Consider the following 23,364-nt stretch of genomic DNA (forward strand, 5'->3'; position numbering starts at 1 on the left):
TAGCATTTAGTTTTTGGCTTTTAGCTTTTAGCATTGGGTTTATCAGGCTAATAGCTAATTGAAAAAAACTAAGGGCTAAAAACAAGAGTTATTAGCCCAAAAAAGTTTATTCGTCTATCAATCTAATAGCAAAATGCTAATAGCTATAGTCAAATGGCCAACAGCTATTTATGTCTTTTTTCTAAATTTTCGGCAATTTCTTTAAGCGATAAGCCTTTTTCGCGTAGCAAAACTATTAAATGAAATACTAAGTCGGAAGCTTCATTGATTAAATCTTCCTGTGTTTCATTAAGCGCCGCAATTACGGTTTCAACACCTTCTTCACCGACTTTCTGCGCAATTTTATTTAAGCCTTTTTGTCGTAGCTTGTTAACATACGATCCTTCCACTGGGTTTTCGAACCGATCCTTAACAATGTTTTCAAGTTCAAAAATGAAATTTTGATTGTAGTCCGTAAAGAAACAACTTCTTGAACCGGTGTGACAGGTAGGGCCAACAGGATTGGCTTTGATCAATATCGTGTCATTATCACAATCTTCGTGAATACTGATCACATTTAAGAAATTTCCACTTTCCTCACCTTTGGTCCATAAGCGGTTTTTAGAACGAGAGAAGAATGTTACGCGGTTTTCTGCTTTGGTTTTTTCGTAAGCCTCGGCATTCATATAGCCAAGCATTAAAACTTCAAGTGTTTGATTATCCTGAATAACGGCAGGAACGAGTCCGTTTATATCTTTAGTAAAGTCTATCATATTTAGTTTCTCCTTCCACAGGAGCTTATTCGTTAAATGTAGTTTTTAGGTGAATTTACCTAACAATTATTCCTTGCTTCCTTAATTCGGCTTTTAAATCAGGGATCAGGATTTCGCCATAGTGAAACACTGATGCTGCCAATGCCGCATCAACATTTGTTTTGTTAAATACCTCAGCAAAATGCTCCATATTTCCCGCGCCACCCGAGGCGATCAATGGAATGGTTAACCACTGATTGATCTCTCCTAATAGCTCGCAATCGAAACCGTTTTTCGTACCATCATGGTCCATGCTCGTTAAAAGAATTTCTCCGGCCCCGCGATCTTGTACTTCTTTGATCCAACTTTGGGTCTGCAGTTCGGTAGGTAAACGACCGCCGTTCAAATGAACAATATGTCCGTAGTTAAGTCGTTTGGTATCAACAGCCACCACTATAAACTGGCTTCCAAAGTTGTCGGCAAACGAGTTAATTAATTGCGGATTGCGAACGGCCGCAGAATTAACAGACACTTTATCAGCACCGGCATTTAATAAAACATCGGCATCTGCCAATTCATTGATGCCTCCTCCGATAGTAAATGGGATGTTAATATTTCGGGCAATGTTTTTTACGAGTTCTGCAAGGGTTTTTCGTTTTTCATGCGTTGCTGTTATGTCCAGGAAAACCAGTTCATCAGCTCCTTGTTCCGAATATTGAATAGCCAGTTCAACAGGATCACCGGCATCGCGTAACTCAACGAAATTTACTCCTTTAACGGTTCGACCATCTTTTACATCTAAACAAGGGATAATACGTTTGGCAAGGCCTCCCCCGGCCCCTCCTAAAGGAGGGGAGATTGTACCTGCTAATTCATCAATAATTCTATCTATCACTTTTTCAGTTTGTTTTATTACTTCATTATTTGTAAATCGTATTGTTCTAATTCCATTAAATAAAAGCTCCTTATCTCGTTCTTGATCATATAAAACTTGTTCAGGAGTATAGTGAATAGAACCATCTACTTCAATAATTAATCGAGCCGAGTGACAATAAAAATCTGCAATGAAATTGGCAATAGGATGTTGGCGTCGAAACTTAACTCCTAATTGATTCTTTGCCAGGAAATTCCAGAGAACAGATTCTGCTTCAGTAGGACTATTTCTATGCTTTTTAGCATTAATGAAATTTATCCCCTGAGCCCCCATAAACATTTTGTTTTTCATGCGGTAAGAATAGTAAAGTCCCCTTTAGGGGATTTAGGGGGCTTATAACGCCACCAATGACTGCAAATTCCAGCGTTTGATTTCTTCCACACTTATTTTGCCTTCGTAAATAGCTTTACCTACAACTGCAGCTTCGCACTTAATTTCTTTTAATTCCTCTAAATCATGTATAGCGCTAACGCCTCCTGAAGCAATTAATTTGATGAATGGCTTATGTTCGAGGAGCTTTTTGTACAGATCAATACCACTTCCGGTAAGTTTGCCATCTTTAGCGATATCGGTACATAAAAAGCGGAAAAAGCCAAGGTTAGTACAACGGTCAACGTAGTCCATCAGTTTAATTGGAGAAGATTCCATCCAACCAGAATATTTGATCACCTCATCCAAAACATCAATTGCTACAACAACCTGGTCGGAGCATTTATATTGCCCGCATACTTCTTTACTTAGTTTTTCCAGAAAAGTAGGGTCAGTTATTGCCTGCGTGCCTACTATTACACGGTGAAAACCAATGGTCAATAATTCTTTTACCTTATCTATGCTTCGCACCCCACCACCGTACTGTACTTTTATATCATATTTTTTAATGGCGTTCAAAACGTACTGCTGATTGCTAAAGTCGCCTTTAGCTCCATTTAAATCGATAATATGAACAAACTGAGTTCCTGCTGAAATGTATTTTTCAAGCATCTCTTCCAGGCTGACATCATAAACGGTTTTATCGTCGTATTTGCCTTCGCGTAGGCGAACAACCTTTTTGTCCAGGATGTCGATTGCTGGTATAACGTACATGATTAAGTTTTTTGTGTTTAAGAAATTCTGTTAGTTACAATTGAGCAAAGTTCAGTAAAAGCTGCTCACCTGCTTTTCCCGATTTTTCGGGGTGAAACTGAACTCCAAAATAATTATTTTTTTGAATTGAAGAAGCGTAAGTTAATCCGTAATTAGTTGTGGCTAAGCTATATTGGTTTGTGTGCTCGAGGTAAAAGGAGTGGACAAAGTAAAAATAACTATTTTCTTCTATACCTCTGAAAAGCGTTGAGTTATCCAATGCATTAACCTTATTCCATCCCATATGAGGTATTTTTAACCGGCTATCAGTAAATTTCAATGTATTAATCGGAATGATATCCAGTAACGAAGTTTCACCTTCCTCAGAAAAAGAAGAAAGTAGCTGCATACCTAAACAAATGCCTAAAACAGGCTTTGATGTCTGTTTTATCAATGGGATTAAACCGGTGGCATTTAGCTGTTTCATTGCCGGACTAGCATGTCCCACTCCCGGAATTATATAACGTTCGCAGGTTTCAAAATCTGATACACTGTTGATAACTTTGTAGCTGATACTCAAGCGGTCAAGTGCACAGCAAAGTGAAAAAATATTTCCGGCTCCGTAGTTAATGATGCCGATCCCCCCAGCCCCCTTAAAGAGGGAAGAGGTTACTACTAGTTGTTCTTTTATTTCTTCAATCACTTTTTCTGAAATTTATAATCATTAAGTAGTCAAAAGCCCCCATCAGGGGGTAGGGGGTTATAACACTCCTTTTGTACTTGGCAACGAAAGATTATTTGCATCTCTTTTAACTGCCATTTTTATTGCTTTTGCAAAGGCTTTAAAAATAGCTTCAATTTTATGATGCTCGTTCTGGCCCTCGGCTTTAATATTTAAGTTACTTCGGGATGCATCAGAAAATGATTTGAAGAAATGGAAAAACATTTCCGTTGGCATTTCACCCACTTTTTCACGCTTAAAATCGGCATCCCAAACAATCCAGTTTCTGCCTCCAAAGTCAATTGCTGCTTGAGCCAGGCAATCATCCATGGGTAAGCAAAAGCCGTAACGTTCCATACCTCGTTTATCGGTTAACACCTTTGCAAAGGCTTCGCCAAGTGCAATTCCGGTATCTTCGATGGTATGGTGTTCATCGATGTGCAAATCACCGATGGTTTTAATTTTTAAATCGATAGAGCCATGGCGGGCAATTTGTTCTAGCATATGATCGAAAAAATGGATGCCTGTAGAAATATCAGCTTTGCCGGTTCCATCTAAATTTAATTCTATAGTGATATCGGTTTCTTTGGTTTTACGCTCATGGTTTACTGTGCGCTCACCCAATTTAAGGAATTCATAAATTTTAGCCCAGTCGGTTGATTCTAAGGCTATGAACTCTTTAAGTGCTTCGGCTTTTTCATTGATCTCACCATTTCCTAAACCACGGTTTTCATTTAGCCAGATAGCTTTTGCTCCCAAGTTTTTGGCAAGTAATACATCTGTGATTCGGTCGCCTAAAACAAATGAATTGGCTAGATCATATTTTTCAGCATCGAAAAACTCGGTTAATAAACCAGTATTGGGTTTGCGAGTAGGGGCGTTGTCTCGGGCAAAGGTTTTATCAATGTAAACTCCATTGAACTTTACACCTTCATTTTCAAATGCTTTTATTATGAAATTTTGAATCGGCCAGAATATTTCTTCGGGTAAGGAAGTAGTACCCAAACCATCCTGATTAGTTACAATTACTAACTCGAAATCGAGTTCACGGGCAATTTTACCCATGTATTCAAATACTTTTGGATAAAACTCGAGTTTCTCAAAACTATCAACCTGTTCATCGGCTGGCTCAGTAACTAAAGTTCCGTCTCTGTCAATAAATAATACTTTTACCCCCCTGCCCCCTGAAGGGGGAGCAGGAATTGCATTGTCTTTTATTTTGTTTTCAGAAGTCATATTCTAAATTTTAAAGGAAAGTCCCCTTTAGGGGATTTAGGGGATTATATAACAAATTCTTTTATGGTATTAATTAGGGCCTCGTTTTCAGAAGGAGTTCCTACAGTAATACGTAAACAATCTTCACATAAAACCACTTTCGAGCGGTTACGAACAATGATTCCACGTTCAACCAAAAAGTCGTATAAGTAATCTGCGTATTTGATTTTAGCCAGAACAAAATTGGCATCGGATGGATAAACTTTTTCAACAATTGAAATCCCCTCTAATGCCTTCGAAAGCTTATTGCGTTCGGTCACTGTTTCTTTAATCCAGACGTTTACCTGTTCAATGTTATTTAGTGCCTCCAGTGCAAGCTCTTGTGTGGCCTGGCTCATATTGTAAGGAGGTTTCACCTTATTGTAAACATCAATGATATCCTGGCAGGCGAAAGCCATTCCAACTCTTAAAGCCGCTAAACCCCATGCTTTTGAAAGAGTTTGCAGCACGACAAGATTAGCGTATTCGGTAAGTTCCTGAATAAAGGTTTTTTGACGAGAGAAGTTGATATACGCCTCGTCAATTACCACTATTCCTTCGAAATTGCTAAGCACTGTTTCAATATCCTGACGATCAATTGAGTTTCCTGTAGGATTATTAGGAGAACAAATGAAGATCATCTTTGTGTTCTTGTCGATTGCTTCGGCAATTCCTTCTAAATCCAATTGAAAGTTCTCCAGCAATTTAACTTTTCGAAGCTCGATGTCGTTTATGTTTGCCGATACTTCATACATGCCGTAGGTTGGAGGAACGATGATCACATTGTCAACTCCAGGGTTACAAAATGCCCGGAACAGCAAATCAATAGCTTCGTCAGAACCGTTTCCGACAAAGATGTTTTGAGGAGGAACACCTTTAATCGTGCTAATTTTCTCTTTCAACTTCCACTGAAGCGGATCTGGGTAACGGTTGTAGGCTGTGGGTAATGGAGAGCCAAAACTGTTTTCGTTGGCATCCAGGTAAACACTTGCCTCGCCGCTAAACTCATCACGAGCCGAAGAATAAGGAACCAGTTTTTTTATGTTTTCTCGCAATAACGAGTTGATGTCTATTGTTGTCATGCTATTTTTTTATGTCCATGGTCCATAGTCGATAGTCCATGGAAACTATGTTTGTTGTACATCACCATGGTCTATTGACCATAGACCATGGTCTTTTTATAATTCTTTCATTCTTACTGTTACAGCGTTCGCATGTGCCTTCAAACCTTCCAGTTCTGCCAATATTTCAACAGTTGGGCCGAGGTTTTTAATGCCAGCTTTGGAAATATGTTGAAAAGTGATCTTCTTTACAAAGCTATCAACAGATACTCCTGAGTAACTGCGTGCATAACCAGAGGTAGGCAAGGTGTGATTGGTGCCCGAGGCATAATCGCCTGCCGATTCGGGGGTTAAATGCCCAAGAAATACTGAGCCTGCATTTATAATTTCCGGTATCAATTGTTCGTAATTATCGGTTTCAATAATTAAATGTTCTGGAGCATACAAATTGCTGAATTGCATGGCTTCGGTTAAATTACCGGTTACAACCGCATAAGAATTCTCAATTGCTTTGGCGGCAATCTCTTTTCGAGGTAACTCATCTAACTGAAGACATAATTGTTTATTCACCTCGTCAATGAGTTGTTGAGAGTCACTTACCAGTACCGCCTGACTATCGGCTCCATGCTCGGCCTGTGCCAATAAATCGGCCGCAACAAAAGTCGGATTAGCAGAAGAATCTGCAATTACCAACACTTCCGAAGGGCCGGCCGGCATATCAATAGCGGTGTTAGTTGTACTTTGAATGATTGTTTTAGCCTTGGTAACGTATTGGTTTCCAGGGCCAAATATCTTATCAACTTTTGGAATGCTTTCGGTACCATAGGCCATTGCAGCTACGGCTTGAGCTCCTCCAATCAGATAAACTTTTTTAATGCCTAAAAGCAATGCACAATAAGCTATATAACTATTAATGGAGCCGTTTTTCTGCGGAGGAGAGCAAACTACAATCTCTTTACATCCGGCAATTTTTGCCGGAATACCCAGCATTAAGAAGGTGCTTGGTAACACTGCTGAACCACCGGGAACATATAAACCTACTCGTTCAATAGGTCGTAATTCCCTCCAACAAGTAACACCTGAAGTAGTTTCAACCTTCGCCTCATCTTTTAACTGCTCCAAATGGAACTTGTGAATATTGTAAAAGGCCTTTTCTAATGCTTTTTGCTCATGTTCTTCAACCTGTGACGCTAGTTCCTGAATCTCTTCAAAACCAATAAATAAGGATGAAAGATTTACCTTATCGAACTTTTGAGCATAATTCAACAGTGCTTTATCCCCATTTGTTCTTACTTCAGCAATAATTTCCTCAACTGCAGTTCCAATTTCGTTGGAAGAGTCAGCGTTACGAGTTATTAACTTTTGAAGCTCCTGACTACCTAATGCTGAGTAGTTATATGATTTTAGCATTTGTGGTTAGATTTTAGATTTGCGATTTGAGACAAGAGATGCACTTAGTTTTAAGGTGAAATTTGAACAGTTAAAATTCTCATATCTCCTATCTCAAATCTCATGTCTCTCCTTACAAAATAATTTTCTCAATTGGTAAAACCACAATTCCTTCAGCGCCTGCAGTTTTAAGTCGGTTAATTTTATCCCAAAAATCCTTCTCCGGTATTACAGTGTGAACAGCCACCCAATCTTCAGTAGCCAGTGGTACTATCGTTGGGCTTTTAATTCCAGGTAACAATTCTAAAATTGCTGGTAAATTTGCTTTAGATGCATTCATTACTACATACTTGGTTTGCTCGGCTCTCAGTACACTTTGTATACGCTGCAATAATTCAAAAACAACAGGATCTTTTGCTATGCCATTTTTGCCAATTAAAACAGCTTCCGATCTCATCACATCAGCAAAAGGTTTTAATCCGTTGCTTTTTAACGTTCCTCCGGTAGAAACGATATCGAAAATAGCATCGCTTAAGCCCAAATTGGTTGAAATCTCAACAGAACCGCTGATCTCACGGATTTCTGCATCAATATTATTTTCTTTTAAAAATTTATCAAGAATAACAGGGTAGGAGGTCGCTATTGATTTGCCATTCAGGCCTGAGAGGTCTTTTATGTCACTATGATTTGCTATTGCCAATTTAAGGCTGCATTTGCCGAAGCCAAGTTTTTGAAGGTAAGTAACATCTACTTGTTTTTCAGCAATTACATTTTCTCCAACAATTCCTAAATCGGCAATACCGTCTTGCACATATTCAGGAATATCATCATCTCTTAAAAAGAGAATTTCCAAAGGGAAATTGTTAACAGGGGAGATTAACGAACTCTTGTAGTTTTCAAAGCTTAAACCGCTTTTTTTAAGCAGATCAACCGATTTTTCGTTTAAACGGCCCGACTTCTGGATAGCAATTTTTATAGTTTTCATATAAATTGTCTAGTGGTTGGAGTATACAAAAAGCCTATTGCTTGTTTGTATTAAGCCAACCGCAGTTTTATGTTAAAATGTGTGATTTATTATTTTGGATTGATACTAAAACTCGCTGCGATTAGGCACAATGGTGATGATGCCCATGATGAAGATGGGTATGATGGTGCAGCGCGATATGTTGTTTAGTTATCATTAACACTTTTGGAAGTGGAAGTACAAAGAAAAGCTATACTTTACAAAAAAGCAACAGTAATTTTGAAAAAATGAAAAATTAATCGTTTTTTTAAAATTGGCATAAGGTTTACAGCTAGAGGAATTATGAACATGTTTAGACGAAATACCCAGCTTTCAAGCGTAAAAGAATTACTTTTGCCGTTACATTTATTTTTAAATCATCTACTTGATAGTTTCTTTCTCTTGAAAATAAATGGGTTTCGTGCTTCTTTGATGCGAAATATTAAGCTTTCCCTCCTTTTAATTTTGGTGTTTGGTTTAGCCGGTTGTGGTAAAAAGCCTTCGGCAACAGGTATTTATCTTTCTGAATTGTTTAAAGATAAAACGTATAAAAAGTTTGATACTGCCGTTTTTAATGCAGCTGTTCAATTTGAATTAAAGCAACAGCGAGGCAAATTGTTTAATCAGAAAGTTCTTAAACGTTTTTTTGAAGAAAAGAGTAAAAGTGACACCGCCTGGTTTATCACTTTAATAAAAGATCATCAAATTGACTCACTGGAATCCTTTTTTAATCAATCCTATAAGCATGGGATAGCTCCCGAATTGTTTAATGCAAAAAAGATTGATTCGTTAAAGCAACGCTTTAACCAGGGTAAATTTGATTCATTGCGGCAGTTGTATACTTTAATGGCCCGTTTTCAGGTGCTTACAGCCAATGCTTATATTTCTTATGCATCTAAAATGCAATATGGGTGTATCGATCCTTCAAAAATATATGCTCGCTACTACATTCCAGTTGAACGGCCAACTGACTCCTCGTTATTCAAGATGTTAAGTAAGCAGAATTGGGTCGATCAGCTTAATGCAATTCAACCTAAACGGGCAGAGTATATCTTTTTGCAAAAAGCCCTTGATACTTGCTCTGATATTGCTTTAAGGGCAAAAATACTGTTGAACATGGAACGATATCGCTGGAAAATTCCTGCGGATTCAGGAAGGTTTGTACGGGTGAATATTCCTTCTTTTAACCTTGTTGTGGTTGATACTGGCAAAGTTCAATTAACGATGAAGGTATGTGTTGGTGAGAAAAGGGAAGATGACTATGCTGCAAAAAAAGAGATCTACCTGAAGTCAAAGCTTGTTGAAGATAAGCCTTTGAATCATGAAACACCAATTATGTTTGGCAAGCTTAATAACATACAGCTTAATCCTAAGTGGAATATTCCTCATTCGATAGCCCAAACCGAAATATTAGCTAAATCTCGTGCAAATCCTTATTATTTAGTAAGCAGTGGAATCAGGGTTTATAACAAAAAAGGTGAAACTGTTGACCCAACAGAAATTGATTGGGACAGTGTTAATCCTAATAACATTCCATATAATTTTAAACAAGATCCGGGCGATGGCAACGCTTTAGGGAAATTTAAGTTCAACTTCCCTAACAAATCAAGCATTTATTTGCATGATACGCCTAATAAATCAGCTTTTAAAAAAGATAACCGGGCTGTTAGTCACGGCTGCATTCGGGTGGCTGACCCATTGACATTTGCCAAAGTATTAATTCAAAGCCCTCGTTTGTTTGATGAAATTAGGATTGAAACAGGACTTCCGCCTTTGGATACTTTAAAAATGGGCAGATATGAACGGAAGTTGGAGCATCAGCAAGCGGTTGGTCGACAAACACGATGGATCACCATTCAAAACTCATGGCCGCTTTTTATCGATTACTATACTTGTGTTCCTGATTCAAACGGTGTAAAGGTTTATAACGACGTGTATGATTACGATAATATGCTGTTAGATTCATTGAAAAGATATTTAGTGAAATCAAATCAAAACTCAGTAAAACAGTAGTTGAGATTTCAGGTAAATTATTAATTTTGTTTTTTGATGAACTTCCTTTATCCATCTTTCCTGTTCGCTCTTTCGGCTATTGCCATTCCCATTGTTATTCACCTGTTTAATTTTCGAAAGTTTAAGCGTGTTCCATTTACAAATGTTCGTTTTCTGAAAGAAATCAAACAGCAAACCGATTCACGATCGAGGTTAAAGCATCTGCTGATTTTGGCTTGTAGGATATTGGCCATCACTTTTCTGGTATTCGCCTTTGCCCAGCCATTTGTGCCTCAGGGTAAATCAGTAAAGGTCGGACAAACTCATAGTTACAGCATTTATATTGATAATTCGTACAGTATGGATGCCCGTAACAACGAAGGAAGTTTGTTGGATGAAGCCAAACGTAAAGCTCGAAGCCTGGCCTCTTCTGCAGGTTTAAATGATCGGTTTCAGTTATTAACGAACGATTTTGAAGGAAAGCATCAACGTTTGGTAGATAAAGAGGAGTTTTTGAAATTGCTTGATGACATTAAAATAAGCCCGAATAAAAGAAGGGTTGATGAAGTAATCGCCAGACAAAAAGACTTGTTATTTTCTTCAGGTGCAGGATTAAAGCAATCGTATTTGATTTCAGATTTTCAACGAAATAATATTGATGAAAGTAAACTTTCGTTAGACACGACGTTAAAAGTAACAGCAATACCGGTTGAAGAAACGAAAACCGTTAATATCTCTGTAGATAGTGTTTGGTTTATATCACCGATTCATAAAGCCGGTGAGTCTGAACAGATGGTAGTAAAAGTTAAGAACTTCACCGATGAAGATGCTTCGAATGTTCCGGTTAAGTTGTTTGTGAACAAGATGCAAAAAGCTATTGGTAGTTTATCTGTTAAGGCAAAATCATCGGCAACAGATACATTAACTTATAAACCCGATGGTGCCGGTTGGCAGCAAGGAGAAGTTTCTATTACAGACTTCCCGGTTACGTTTGATGATCGTTTGTTTTTCTCTTATCTGATCGACCAGAAAGTAAATGTGTTGGTAATTAGTGGCGCTAAGGCTAATAATTACGTACAAACCGTTTATCAAACCGATGATTATTTTCAAACTGTTAAAAATAATGAAAATCAGATTGACTATGAGTTGATTCCTCGCCAACGATTGGTTGTTTTAGACCGAATTAGTACAATTTCAGGAGGCTTAGCTCAACAGCTAACCAAATTTGTTCAGGCGGGAGGTTCAGTTTTAGTTTTCCCTGATTTTTCATCCGATATAAGCAGTTATAACAGTTTTTTAACCGCTGTTAATACCGAACGTTTGGGAGCAACAGATCCGCAGGCCAATAAAACTGAAAAGATCAACCTTCAATCAGATGTCTTTTCAGGCTTGTTTGAAATGGTGCCACAAAGCAATATTGATTTACCGTTTGTTAAACGGTCATTTAATACACAAGACCTAAGTACAAGTCGCCGCGAAGTTTTGTTGACCATGCAGGGTGGAAAATCATTATTAAGTAAAACGCAAACAGGGCTGGGACGGGTTTATTTGTCTTCGGTACCTTTAGATGATAGCGTTACTAACTTACCGCGTCATGCCATATTTGTTCCAATGATGTATAAAATGGCTTTGTTGGGTAACCAGCGTTATCCATTGTATTATACAATCGGTAAAAACACATTACTCGAAACGTCAAAATTGCCTCCTGCAGAGCGTAATGATTATAAACTGAAAAATAAAGACACTGAATTTATACCTGATATCAGAAATGATGAGTCAAAAACAAATCTCTACATCGATGATCAGGTAAAAAAAGATGGAATTTATAATTTTGCAAACGGAAATGAGCTGCTTGCCTGTTTTGCTTTCAATTACGACCGTTCCGAATCTGATCTTAGCTATTTTTCAGTAAGTGAATTAGAAAAGGTATTAGGTACAAAAAATATTTCTGTGCTTAACGCTCCTGCCGATGCGGTGGGAAAGGCGGTTGAGGTTGAAAATTCGGGCCGAAAACTTTGGAAATACTGCATATGGCTTACTTTATTATTCTTAGGGGCCGAAGTTTTATTGATCAGGTATTTCGAAAAGTTGCAAATGAAAGCTGTTTAGTAATTGGTTATGCTGTTACAGATTATTTAAACCAAGATCAGAGATTATCTAGCATTTAATAAAAATAAATAAATGAAGTTTCTTATAAAGTCAGCCACCATTGTCGATCCTAATTCGAGTTTTAACGGACAAGTGAAAGATATTTTGATTGACAAGGGGCAAATCACTCAAATTGATTCAGTAATTGAAGCAAAAGGAGCCGAAGTGTATGATGCAACAGGTCAGTTTGTTTCACCGGGATGGATGGATATGCATGTTAACTTTGGAGACCCAGGATTTGAGACCAAGGAAGACTTAATAAGTGGTTGTGCGGCTGCGGCTGCTGGAGGTTTTACCGCGGTTGCTATTATGCCGAACACTAATCCTCCCATGCATTCAAAGGCTGAAATTGAATATATAAAGAACCGGGCAAAAGGTAATTCTGTAGATGTTTATCCGATCGGAAGCTTAAGTGTTAAACGGGAAGGTGTTGATATTGCCGAGTTGTATGATATGACCCAGTCGGGTGCAGTAGCTTTTTCTGATGGAAACAAACCTGTGCAAAATGCAGGGTTTATGATGCGCTCCCTGCAGTATGCCTTGGCTTTTAATGGGTTAGTAATTTCATATCCTGAAGATGCTTCAATTGCTGAAAAAGCTAAGGTGAATGAAGGTATTACTGCTACTTATTTGGGTATGAAAGGTATCCCGAATATTGCAGAAGAACTGATGATTGCACGCGATATTTTTCTGGCTGAATATACTGGAGGGAAAGTTCATTTTACAACCGTTTCTACTGCAGGTGGTGTTGAGTTGATTCGTGCAGCGCGTAAAAAAGGCTTGCCAATAACTGCCGATGTAGCCGTTCATCATTTATTGCTGGATGATTCAGTGTTAATGGGATTTGATAGCAACTATAAAGTGAAACCACCTTTACGTTCTCAAAACGATATTAAGGCATTAAAAGACGGTCTGAGAGATGGTACTATTGATGCAGTTGTTTCTCAACATACCCCTCATGAAATTGAGTTTAAAGACCAGGAGTTTGAAACATCAGCTTACGGGATTTCAGGTTTAGAAACAGCCTATGCTGTATTTAATATGGCTTGTGAAAAAGTATTAGCCATTGAAGAAATGGTAGATGCCCTGGCAATTAGCCCGAGAGAGATTTTAGGGTTGGAAGTTCCAGTAATTGAATTAAATAAACCGGCTAATATCACCGTTTTCGATCCAGATCATCAATGGATGTTAAGCGCTGAAAACATTCGTTCCAAATCAAAAAACACTCCTTTTATTGGTAAAGACTTAAAAGGCAAGGCAATGGCGATTGTTAATAATGGCCAAATGATAATTAACTAAATTTTGCTTGAATGGATTAGGTTGTAAAGTTTAATGGAAGCTTTATTTCTTAATCTATTTTAAACCGTCATATTTATTAGACATTCATAATTCCTATATAATCATGGATAAAAAAGTTCAACAATCCCTTAAGGCAGCTTTGTCGGGGTATAAAATTGGTCAATCAGGCTCAATTCCTTCATCTTATTCATTAGATGATAAAGACACTGCCTTTTATAATAAGTTGGTAACTATATTTTCTCAAGGGGAAGACTTTAAGCAGAAAATGCAGTTGATGGACGAGGCTTTTGATGATGAGCCGGCTTTTGAAAATCTGCGCGAATTTTTCTTTGATCTTCTGCTGATTAACTTTTTTCAGGCCGATGCAGTTCGATTGGAGGATGATTATCTCGAATCTCCAGAATGGTTGAAAATTGAAGATGATACGATTGACAGGGGAACGGAATTGTTGAATTTGTTCCTTTATCTGCATGAGTGTGATATGGAAAAAATAGAACCTGAACTTTCTGATTACTTAAAAGAGTTTTTATTAATTGAGGAAGAAGAGTTTCAGGAAGAATTGGAAATTTATGAGGATGTAGTGGCCAATCAGATGCTGGTGGAAAGTACTTATGCCGAAATTGCCAAAACAGCCGACAGATTGGAAGAAAGTGCTCCATTGAAAGATCTTTTTTATGTTTTGATGAGCTTTTTCAATGAAACGGATCCTGGAATGACCGATTTAAATGATTATTTAAAGCAGGCTGCCAATAAGCCATTTGATACTGCCGCTCTTTTTGCTATACTTGTTTACAACTATAATCTATCGGAATTACCGGTAAAGATCAACTAAACTTTAAAAACCTTAAAATCTATGAATTCACAGTTTGAAAATGATGCTCAATTAATTAATGGTCCATCTGTTTCTCCTTTAAAAACGGCACTTAAATACGGGCTCTATATGGGCTTGGGAATTATTATTTTCTCATTGATTATGTATACAATGAGCGTTCCTCTGGATTCTAAACTGTATTATATTCAATATGGAGTTTACATTGCTGCAATTTGGTTCGGAATCAAGTATCATCGGGATATTGATCTAGGCGGATACATGAGCTACGGTAGAGGCTTAGGTTGTGGAACTCTAATAGCCCTTGTTGGGGGTATCATTGGTGCAGTTTATTCATTTATTTTATTCAAATACATAGATCCAGATCTTGTTAATCAAATTTTTGCAGTACAAGAAAAATCAATGCTTGAGAGTGGACAATCTCAAGAGCAAGTCGATCAAGCTATTAATATGTCAAAGAAATTCATGACACCAGCTATGATGGGGACAATAGGCGTTGTGGTTTCACTCTTTTCAGGCTTTATAGTATCTCTGGTATTGGCTTTTATTCTTAAAAAAGAGAAGGCCATGTTTGGTGTTCAATAATCAGTTTTTGTTAAGAACTTTTATATTTTTGTCCCGCTCAAAAAGCGGGACATTATTTTTTAAGAAGGTTAGTCATTTATAGATGAAAGATATTTCAATCGTAGTTCCATCGTATAACGAGGATGAATCGTTGCCAGAGTTAGAAGCTTGGATTGCTCGTGTAATGCAGGAAAATAACTTTACCTATGAGGTGATTTTTATCGATGACGGAAGTACCGATAAAACCTGGCAGGTAATTGAAGCGCTGGAAAATAAAAATGATAATGTTCGTGGAATCAAGTTCCGTAGAAATTATGGTAAATCAGCGGCTTTAAATGTGGGTTTTGAAGCATCTAATGGTCGTGTTGTAATTACTATGGATGCCGATTTACAGGATAGTCCGGATGAAATTCCTGCTTTGTACAATAAAATAGTTAATGAAGGGTATGATTTGGTTTCGGGTTGGAAGAAGAAACGCTATGATCCGATCACCAAAACAATTCCTACCAAGTTTTTCAATGCGGCTACACGTAAAATGTCGGGTATTGAACTTAACGACTTCAACTGCGGATTAAAGGCTTACAGTCATGATGTGGTTAAAAGCATAGAAGTTTATGGAGAAATGCATCGCTATGTGCCTGTAATTGCAAAATGGGCAGGCTTTAAGAAAATAGGGGAGCAAGTAGTTGAACACCGCGCACGTAAATATGGCACTACCAAATTTGGCATGAGCCGTTTTATTAATGGTTTTCTTGATTTGCTGTCGATTTTCTTTGTCGGTAAGTTCTCAAAACGTCCAATGCACTTTTTCGGGTCAATGGGAGTGTTGAGTTTCTTTATTGGCTTCTTTGTTACCATTTGGTTAATTGCTGAGAAACTGGTTTCCATTGCTCGTCATGTTCCTTATCGCGATGTAACCAGCAACCCTTTATTCTATATAGCACTAATTGCTATTGTTATAGGTTTTCAATTGTTCCTTACCGGGTTTTTAGCTGAACTGGTTTCAAGAAATGCTCCGGAACGTAACGCATACCATATAGAAAAAGAAGTGTAGTTTCAATTTGAAAATGTGATGATTTGAAAATTTGAAAATGGAATAAGTGCGTTAAATCTGCTTACACATTTTCAAATTTTTATTTTTATAGAAAACAAGAAGTTCTAATTCGAAAGTTTTCAAATTTTCAAATTCCCAAATTTTCAAATTAATGAAAATCATACTTGTTGGTCCTGCTTATCCTTACCGTGGAGGAATCGCCCAAAGTCAGTCTATTTTATTTCAGGAGCTGTTAAAAGACAATGAAGTAAGTATCGTTAACTTCAAGCGACAATATCCGGGTTTTCTGTTTCCAGGGAAAAGTCAATTTGAAGATGGGGGGGATGCCTTTGGTATTCCAGTGGAAAAGAATCAACGATTGATTGATATACTAAATCCAATTTCGTGGATCAGCTCGGGAATAAAAATAGCACGTCGAAAGCCCGACGTAGTGATCTTTTCATATTGGATGCCTTTTTTTGCTCCTTGTTATGCTAAAATAGCCTTCTTTATTAATAGGTTTTGTAAAACAAAGATCTTGCTGATTTGTCACAATATCCTTCCTCATGAAAAGCAGCCCGGTCAAAACCTACTGACCAAAATTTTATTCGCACAAGTCGATGGTTTTATGGTGTTGAGTGAGAGTGTGGAGAATGATCTTAAAAAGTTCAATAAAACCAAGCCTTATCGCAATTCACCTCATCCTATCTACAATACATTTGGGGAAGCAATAACAAAGCAAGAGGCTAAACTTCAACTTAAAAAGTTATATGATGTTCAGGTTGAAGGTGAAAATACAATCCTGTTTTTTGGGTTTATCCGAAAGTATAAAGGACTTCATTATTTATTAGATTCACTTCCAAAAGTATTGAAGCAGCAAAGGGTGAAGCTATTGGTAGTTGGCGAATATTATGAGGACGAGCAACCCTACAAAGATCAAATCGAACAATTAGGCATAGAGGCTGAGGTTATCCAGGTATCTAAATATGTGCCCAATGAGCATATCCGTTATTTCTTTTGTGCCGCCGATTTAGTAGTCCAGCCCTATGTTTCAGCTACCCAAAGCGGTATTTCGCAGATTGCTTATTTCTACAATCGTCCAATGATAAGTACCAGGGTAGGTGCTTTAAGCGAAGTGGTTGTAGATGGTAAAACAGGCTTCATTGTTACCCCTGAAAATAGCCTGGAGCTCGCAGAGGCCATCAATCAGTTTTATTCACAGAATCTAGAGGCAGAGTTTGCTGCTAATATCGATAAGGAGAAAGAAAAATATTCCTGGGAGTATTTTGTGAGCAAACTAAAGGAGCTCTTTTAAAACTGCTTATATTCTACCTAATTTCTTCCTGCTTTTAACAACTACTTTTTATTTTTTCATGGGGTAAAAAGTCGAGGCTGATGGTAATAGTATTGATTGAATACACAATCTATTTAACCATTATGAAGCGACTATTAATCTTTTTATTAATTACTCTGCCTTTTTTAGGCTTTTCACAGCAAACTAATTTTATACCTGGTACTTGGGAAGCCATTGTTGCTAAGGCCAAGGCAGAAAACAAACCCATCTTTGTTGACTGTTATTTTGAGGGTTGCATGCCTTGCAAACAAATGGATTTAACTGTTTATACTAATAAATCTGTAGCAGAGTTCCTGAATGAAAAGTTTATCAGCTATAAGATCGATGTTTTTAAAGAGGCAGACGGTAAAATGTTTTGCAAAAAATACGGATTACGAGGCTTTCCTTCTTTTTTATTTATTGCCCCAAATGGAAAACTGATTGATCAAAGCAGTGGCTTTATAGGAGCCAATCGATTTGCAAACTATTTAAATGAAGTAAACACCTCTTTTAAGGCTGAGAAATTTTTAGCGTATTCGATCAGGATGGATGAAAGTTACCCGATGTTTTACTCTGAAACAATTGAAAAGAGGACCCGGAAAACTACTCCTGAAGAAATAAATGCATTTTTTGATGCTCAAAAGAACCTATTCACAGAACAGGTTTTTAATGTTCTTACTTACTTTGGCACCCCTCAAAACTATATCGACTGGCACTTGACAAATGCAGTGAAATTAAGCAAGCTATTTGGACGTATGCCTGTTAGAAATCAATTATTATCGATCGTGTCAAAAAAAGCAAAAGTGTTTGCTGCTGAAAAGAACACTGATGGATATGAAAAACTGTTGTTGCAAATCAAACCATTATTTATCGATGGAGAATGGTTGAGATTTGAAAAGATCTTTAATGAAGAATATTTCAAAGATTCTAAAGATGTTGTTTGGTATATGAATACCGTTGAGCAGTCATCGAGTTATGATTGGGCTGACAAAACTAAAGTGATCGCTGATGTTCTTCCATTAATAAAAGAAAACTCAGGTCAGCTAAACCAATTGAAAGCCTGGTTTAATGGTAAACTATCTACTAACGTTCCACAATGCGATTTTTACAATGCTGCTGTTATTGAGCTGTATCTGCAGAATTATGACGCAGCGACTGTTTTAGTAAATAAAATGAAAGAAGGAGAGAAGTCTTACTTGCTGAAAACGGATGATATGCTTGCCTTACAGCAGGCAATTGATCAGAAAACCCCTGAGACATTTAAGCCAACTAAAGCATATAATGTAAAACCATTATTAATGGATTAACTGCGCCCCTTGTTTAAATAGAACCAACCGAAAGCCACATGATGGCTGATTAAGGCAGTCGATTGACTGCCTTATTTTTTGCTGCATTTCTGTTCATCTTCCTCATTAACTTATATATTTGCCGCCTATGGGTCTTAAATCACTATTAAGTAAGCCTCTGGCCTGGTATACAGCAACTAAAATCCGTAAATGGAACACGCAAGCTGTTGAATTACAGGAAAAATGGTTGTATAAATTGGTAAATGATGCTAAGGGGACGCTCTATGGTTTGGAACATCAGTTTGGAACTATCAAATCCTATGATGATTTCAAACAGCAAGTTCCGGTAGGTGATTATGAGCAATTAAAGCCATATATAGAAAAGGTTGTTCATGGTGATAGTAACATACTGTGGCCTGGAAAACCCTTATATTTTGCAAAAACTTCCGGAACAACTTCCGGAGTAAAATATATTCCCATTTCTAAGGAATCAATGCCGGAGCATGTGAATGCCGCTCGTAATGCATTATTGCTTTATATAGCCGAAACTGGCAAGGCGGCCTTTGTTGATGGTAAAATGATCTTTTTACAAGGTAGTCCTGAAATGGAAGAAAAGAATGGTATTCAGGTTGGACGTTTATCGGGGATTTCTGCGCACTACGTTCCGGGTTATCTTCAGAAAAACCGTCTTCCTTCATGGGAAACCAATTGTATTGACGATTGGGAACATAAGGTGGATGCAATCGTAGAAGAAACGGTAAATGAGAACATGACGCTGATTTCTGGGATTCCACCCTGGGTTCAAATGTATTTTGATAGACTTACTGCTAAAACAGGGAAGGCAATAAAAGATATTTTTCCAAATTTTGGGCTATTTGTTTACGGAGGGGTAAATTTTGAACCTTACCGTTCTAAACTGGAAAAAAGCATTGGTAAGCGTATCGATTCCATTGAAACTTATCCGGCTTCAGAAGGATTTATTGCTTTTCAGGATTCACAGAAAGAAAAGGGATTGTTACTGAATGTTGATGCAGGTATTTTCTTTGAATTTATTCCTGTTGATGAGTACTTCAATACAAACCCTAAACGTGTTTGGTTGAAAGATGTGGAGTTAGATAAGAATTACGCCATTATTCTGAATACCAATGCAGGATTATGGGGATATAGCATCGGTGATACCGTTAAATTTGTATCAAAAGATCCTTATCGCATCATTGTTACAGGCCGAATTAAGCATTTTATATCGGCATTTGGCGAACACGTAATCGGCGAGGAAGTGGAGTATTCATTAATGAAGGTGGCCAAAGAAGAGGGGGTTGATGTGGTAGAGTTCACCGTAGCGCCTCAGGTAAATGACCCTGAAGGAGGAATGCCGTTTCATGAGTGGTTTGTTGAATTTGGAGAACATAAACCTAAAGATCTGAATGCTTTTCGTTTAAAGGTAGATCAGTTGATGCAGCAAAAAAATGTTTATTACTTTGATTTGATTGAAGGTAATGTGCTGCAGAATTTAAAAATCAGAAATATGAGTAAAGACGCATTTATTAACTATATGCGTTCAAAAGGTAAATTGGGTGGGCAGAATAAAGTGCCTCGCTTAGCTAACGACCGCGCAATTGCAGATGAGTTGAGTGAGTATGTAATGAAATAAATTAAACCACAGGGTTGCACAGAGTGACACGGAATAGTATATTACCTCCACATCTCCAACATAAAACTGTGAATTTAAATACTATTTCAGGTCAGATTTTAAAATCTGCCTTCTCGGTCCATTCTGAATTGGGGCCAGGATTATTGGAATCTTCTTATGAAGCGTGCCTTGCATATGAACTTATTTCAAATGGCTTAAAAGTAGAGGTGCAAAAACCTTTGCCACTCATTTATAAAAATGTTAAGCTTGATTGTGGCTATAGAATTGATATTTTAGTCGAAAATTCTGTAATTGTTGAGCTAAAGACCGTTGATAGCTTTAATGATGTACATTTGGCGCAAATTTTAACATACATGAAATTATCAGGCAAATCATTGGGTTTATTATTGAACTTTAATGTTAATAGCCTGAAAAATGGAATAAAACGAGTTGTTCTTTAAAACTGTGTAACTCAGTGTACACTGTGGTAAGTCAATTCAACAATTTAACAATGAATCAAATAAAGAATATTAAGCGTATCGCTATTTTAGGATCGAGTGGGTCGATTGGTACGCAAGCCTTAGAGGTGATACAGGCAAATCCTGATAAGTTTAAGGCTGAAGTTTTAACCGTTAATGGCAATGCCGAATTGTTGATTCAGCAGGCACTGCAGTTTAATCCCCGTGCAGTAGTTATTGCCGATGAAAGTAAGTACCAACTGGTTAAAGAAGCACTTTCTTCAACATCAATTTTAGTATTTGCTGGAGAAGCCGCATTGTCAGAAGTGGTAACTTTTGATACGGTTGATATGGTGCTGACTGCTTTAGTGGGCTATGCGGGTCTAAAACCTACCATTTCAGCGATTAAATCAAAAAAAGATATTGCTTTAGCCAATAAGGAAACCCTTGTGGTGGCAGGTGATCTGGTAACTGAACTGGCTCGTGCAAACAATGTAAATATTCTTCCGGTTGATTCTGAGCATTCGGCAATTTTTCAATGTTTAGTTGGCGAAGAGCATAACCCTATTGAAAAGATTATTCTTACAGCTTCCGGCGGGCCATTCAGAGGAAAGGGTCTTAACGAACTTCAGCATGTTACCAAACAGCAAGCACTTAAACACCCCAATTGGAGCATGGGTGCCAAGATTACCATCGATTCTGCCAGTTTAATGAATAAGGGTTTAGAGGTAATTGAGGCTAAATGGTTGTTTGATTTGACAATCGATCAGATTGAAGTGGTGGTACATCCACAATCAATTGTTCATTCGTTGGTGCAATTCACAGATGGTTCTATAAAAGCCCAACTAGGTTTGCCCGATATGAAATTGCCTATTCAATACGCAATGGCATATCCGCAGAGAATAAAAAATGTTTTTCCACGTTTTAGCTTTGCTGATTTTGCTAACCTTACATTTGAAGCTCCGGATACAAAAACGTTTCGCAATTTAGCCTTGGCTTTTGATGCCCTGGCAATAGGGGGGAACTGCCCTTGTGTCATAAATGCTGCCAACGAAGTGGTAGTGGAGGCATTTTTGAAGGAGAAGATCGGCTTCTTGCAAATGTCAGATATAATTGAAGAATGCATGCAGACAGTAGCCAAAGTGGCTAAACCTAGTTATGAGGATTACGTTTTTACTGATAAAGAAGCCCGTATAAAAGCTTTTGAACTAATAAGTTAAGTTCATAAGATTATTGTTTAATTTTGACCTGTAATTTTTAACGCTATAATGAGTGGATTAATCATGGCGGCCCAGTTGTTGGCCGGTCTTTCAATTTTGGTAGTATTGCATGAGTTGGGGCATTATTTAGCGGCCCGCGCTTTTGGGATTAAAGTGGAGAAGTTTTACCTTTTTTTTGATGCCTGGGGAGTAAAGCTTTTCAGTTTTAAAAAGGGTGATACAGAGTATGGTATCGGTTGGTTGCCATTGGGTGGTTATGTGAAAATTGCCGGAATGATCGATGAGTCAATGGATGTAGAAGCCATGAAGCAGCCTGCTCAGCCTTGGGAGTTTCGTTCTAAACCAGCCTGGCAGCGTTTGGTAGTAATGTTGGGTGGTGTATTTGTGAATGTGTTGGTTGGTATTTTTATCTTCTGGATGCTGACATTTAAATACGGCGAAACTTATTTACCTAATTCTGAAGCTAAAAATGGGATTGAAGCCTACCCTTTAGCTCAGGAAATCGGCTTAAAAACTGGTGATAAAATAAAAGCTATTGATGGTAAACCATTTAAACGCTTTAATGATTTGATAAGTCCTAAAGTGTTATTTGGAAATGTTGATCTGCAAGTTGATCGTAATGGTAAGGACACTACCGTACATATTCCTGCTAATTTCATTGAAAAAGTATCAGATGTAGAAGGTGGCAAAAATGCATTTATTGTTCCACGTTCGGCCTTTGTTGTTGAACAGGTTGAGTTAGGAAGTAATGCAGATAAAGCCGGACTGAAAAGTGGTGACAAGATCTTGTACATAGACTCAACCAAGATCACCTATTTTGATGAAGTTAAAACTGCCCTGGCAGCACGAAAAGATAAAAATGCCAAACTAGTTGTTGAGCGGGGAGGAAAAGATGTACAGTTGGATGTTAAGGTTACTAATGAAGGCAAAATTGGGTTCGGTCCAAGACTTACAGGCTTGAACTTTAAAGTGGATAAATTTAGTTTGGTAGCAGCATTGCCTGTTGGCGCAGAGAAAGCTAAACAAACATTGGTTGATCAGACTAAAGGCTTTGGTAAGATTATTCGTGGCGAAGTAAAAGCAACCAAAGCAGTACAAGGACCGATTGGTATGGCACAGTTATATGGAAGCACCTTCGATTGGATTAACTTCTGGACATTAACCGGCTTGATCTCGCTTGTCCTAGCCTTTATGAACTTATTGCCAATTCCTGCTTTAGATGGTGGTCATGCAGTTTTCCTGATTGTTGAAATGATCAAAGGAAAGCCTTTAAGTGACAAATTCATGGAACGCGCTCAAGTTGTGGGTTTTGTGATTTTAATTGGCTTGATGATCTTTGCTTTTGGTAACGATATTTTTAAATCGTTTATAAAATAAAATGATTTGTTGATTTGAGATATGCGATAGGAGATTTTCG

20 protein-coding genes and 1 pseudogene are annotated in these 23,364 nt (G+C 37.7%); 12 read left to right on the plus strand and 9 right to left on the minus strand.

The features are described 5' to 3' along the window. Nucleotides 1-164: 164 nt before the first annotated feature. The 9 genes and pseudogenes from hisIE to hisG form a co-directional block, all read right to left on the minus strand. A complete protein-coding gene (hisIE, locus tag NF867_RS15085) occupies nt 165-752 on the minus strand; it encodes a bifunctional phosphoribosyl-AMP cyclohydrolase/phosphoribosyl-ATP diphosphatase HisIE (RefSeq protein WP_252589199.1) in 588 nt (195 codons plus the stop codon). A gap of 55 nt (nt 753-807) precedes the next feature. Continuing rightward, complete coding sequence (gene hisF / locus NF867_RS15090; protein WP_252589360.1) at nt 808-1,590, minus strand: imidazole glycerol phosphate synthase subunit HisF; 783 nt, start codon at nt 1,588-1,590, stop codon at nt 808-810. A gap of 21 nt (nt 1,591-1,611) precedes the next feature. After that, nucleotides 1,612-1,956, minus strand: a pseudogene (locus NF867_RS15095) (endonuclease domain-containing protein); the annotation flags it as partial. Nucleotides 1,957-1,998: 42 nt separating this feature from the next. Next, on the minus strand, nt 1,999-2,748 hold the full coding sequence (locus NF867_RS15100; protein WP_252589200.1) for a 1-(5-phosphoribosyl)-5-[(5-phosphoribosylamino)methylideneamino]imidazole-4-carboxamide isomerase: 750 nt from the start codon (nt 2,746-2,748) through the stop codon (nt 1,999-2,001). Nucleotides 2,749-2,782: 34 nt separating this feature from the next. After that, complete coding sequence (gene hisH, locus NF867_RS15105) at nt 2,783-3,427, minus strand: imidazole glycerol phosphate synthase subunit HisH (protein ID WP_252589361.1); 645 nt, start codon at nt 3,425-3,427, stop codon at nt 2,783-2,785. 60 nt (nt 3,428-3,487) lie between these two features. Continuing rightward, on the minus strand, nt 3,488-4,684 hold the full coding sequence (gene hisB / locus NF867_RS15110; protein WP_252589202.1) for a bifunctional histidinol-phosphatase/imidazoleglycerol-phosphate dehydratase HisB: 1,197 nt from the start codon (nt 4,682-4,684) through the stop codon (nt 3,488-3,490). A 44-nt stretch (nt 4,685-4,728) separates the two neighbouring features. Then, a complete protein-coding gene (gene hisC, locus NF867_RS15115) occupies nt 4,729-5,784 on the minus strand; it encodes a histidinol-phosphate transaminase (protein ID WP_252589203.1) in 1,056 nt (351 codons plus the stop codon). Nucleotides 5,785-5,880: 96 nt separating this feature from the next. Then, the gene (hisD, locus tag NF867_RS15120; RefSeq protein WP_252589205.1) at nt 5,881-7,173 is read right to left on the minus strand and encodes a histidinol dehydrogenase; all 1,293 of its coding nucleotides are present in this window, start codon (nt 7,171-7,173) and stop codon (nt 5,881-5,883) included. Nucleotides 7,174-7,285: 112 nt separating this feature from the next. Beyond that, nucleotides 7,286-8,137, minus strand: coding sequence for an ATP phosphoribosyltransferase (gene hisG, locus NF867_RS15125; protein ID WP_252589207.1), 852 nt, complete (start codon nt 8,135-8,137; stop codon nt 7,286-7,288). Between the two features lie 321 nt (nt 8,138-8,458). Between hisG and NF867_RS15130 the strand changes: the two genes are divergently transcribed. From NF867_RS15130 to rseP, 12 genes are all read left to right on the plus strand, one after another. After that, nucleotides 8,459-10,168 carry a L,D-transpeptidase family protein gene (locus NF867_RS15130; protein ID WP_252589209.1) on the plus strand — a complete coding sequence of 570 codons (1,710 nt, stop codon included), beginning with the start codon at nt 8,459-8,461 and terminating at the stop codon, nt 10,166-10,168. Between the two features lie 36 nt (nt 10,169-10,204). Further along, entirely contained in the window at nt 10,205-12,256 is a 2,052-nt protein-coding gene (locus NF867_RS15135) for a BatA domain-containing protein (RefSeq protein WP_252589211.1), read from the plus strand. 72 nt (nt 12,257-12,328) lie between these two features. After that, nucleotides 12,329-13,594: a dihydroorotase gene (locus tag NF867_RS15140; protein WP_252589213.1), complete on the plus strand. Its 1,266-nt coding sequence runs from the start codon at nt 12,329-12,331 to the stop codon at nt 13,592-13,594. 103 nt (nt 13,595-13,697) lie between these two features. Next, complete coding sequence (locus tag NF867_RS15145; RefSeq protein WP_252589215.1) at nt 13,698-14,426, plus strand: hypothetical protein; 729 nt, start codon at nt 13,698-13,700, stop codon at nt 14,424-14,426. 21 nt (nt 14,427-14,447) lie between these two features. Continuing rightward, nucleotides 14,448-15,008 carry a DUF4199 domain-containing protein gene (locus tag NF867_RS15150; protein ID WP_252589217.1) on the plus strand — a complete coding sequence of 187 codons (561 nt, stop codon included), beginning with the start codon at nt 14,448-14,450 and terminating at the stop codon, nt 15,006-15,008. Nucleotides 15,009-15,090: 82 nt separating this feature from the next. Then, a complete protein-coding gene (locus tag NF867_RS15155) occupies nt 15,091-16,041 on the plus strand; it encodes a glycosyltransferase family 2 protein (RefSeq protein ID WP_252589219.1) in 951 nt (316 codons plus the stop codon). A 151-nt stretch (nt 16,042-16,192) separates the two neighbouring features. Further along, nucleotides 16,193-17,335, plus strand: coding sequence for a glycosyltransferase (locus NF867_RS15160; RefSeq protein ID WP_252589220.1), 1,143 nt, complete (start codon nt 16,193-16,195; stop codon nt 17,333-17,335). 122 nt (nt 17,336-17,457) lie between these two features. Next, nucleotides 17,458-18,660: a thioredoxin family protein gene (locus tag NF867_RS15165; protein ID WP_252589223.1), complete on the plus strand. Its 1,203-nt coding sequence runs from the start codon at nt 17,458-17,460 to the stop codon at nt 18,658-18,660. A 127-nt stretch (nt 18,661-18,787) separates the two neighbouring features. Next, nucleotides 18,788-20,290 carry a GH3 auxin-responsive promoter family protein gene (locus NF867_RS15170; RefSeq protein WP_252589224.1) on the plus strand — a complete coding sequence of 501 codons (1,503 nt, stop codon included), beginning with the start codon at nt 18,788-18,790 and terminating at the stop codon, nt 20,288-20,290. 68 nt (nt 20,291-20,358) lie between these two features. Next, complete coding sequence (locus tag NF867_RS15175) at nt 20,359-20,730, plus strand: GxxExxY protein (protein ID WP_252589226.1); 372 nt, start codon at nt 20,359-20,361, stop codon at nt 20,728-20,730. 50 nt (nt 20,731-20,780) lie between these two features. Continuing rightward, nucleotides 20,781-21,947, plus strand: coding sequence for a 1-deoxy-D-xylulose-5-phosphate reductoisomerase (locus tag NF867_RS15180; protein WP_252589228.1), 1,167 nt, complete (start codon nt 20,781-20,783; stop codon nt 21,945-21,947). Between the two features lie 48 nt (nt 21,948-21,995). Continuing rightward, nucleotides 21,996-23,324 carry an RIP metalloprotease RseP gene (gene rseP / locus NF867_RS15185; protein WP_252589229.1) on the plus strand — a complete coding sequence of 443 codons (1,329 nt, stop codon included), beginning with the start codon at nt 21,996-21,998 and terminating at the stop codon, nt 23,322-23,324. Nucleotides 23,325-23,364: the final 40 nt, after the last annotated feature.

The sequence above is a fragment of the Solitalea agri genome, from assembly GCF_023914155.1.
GTDB classification, from domain to species: Bacteria; Bacteroidota; Bacteroidia; order Sphingobacteriales; family Sphingobacteriaceae; genus Solitalea; species Solitalea agri.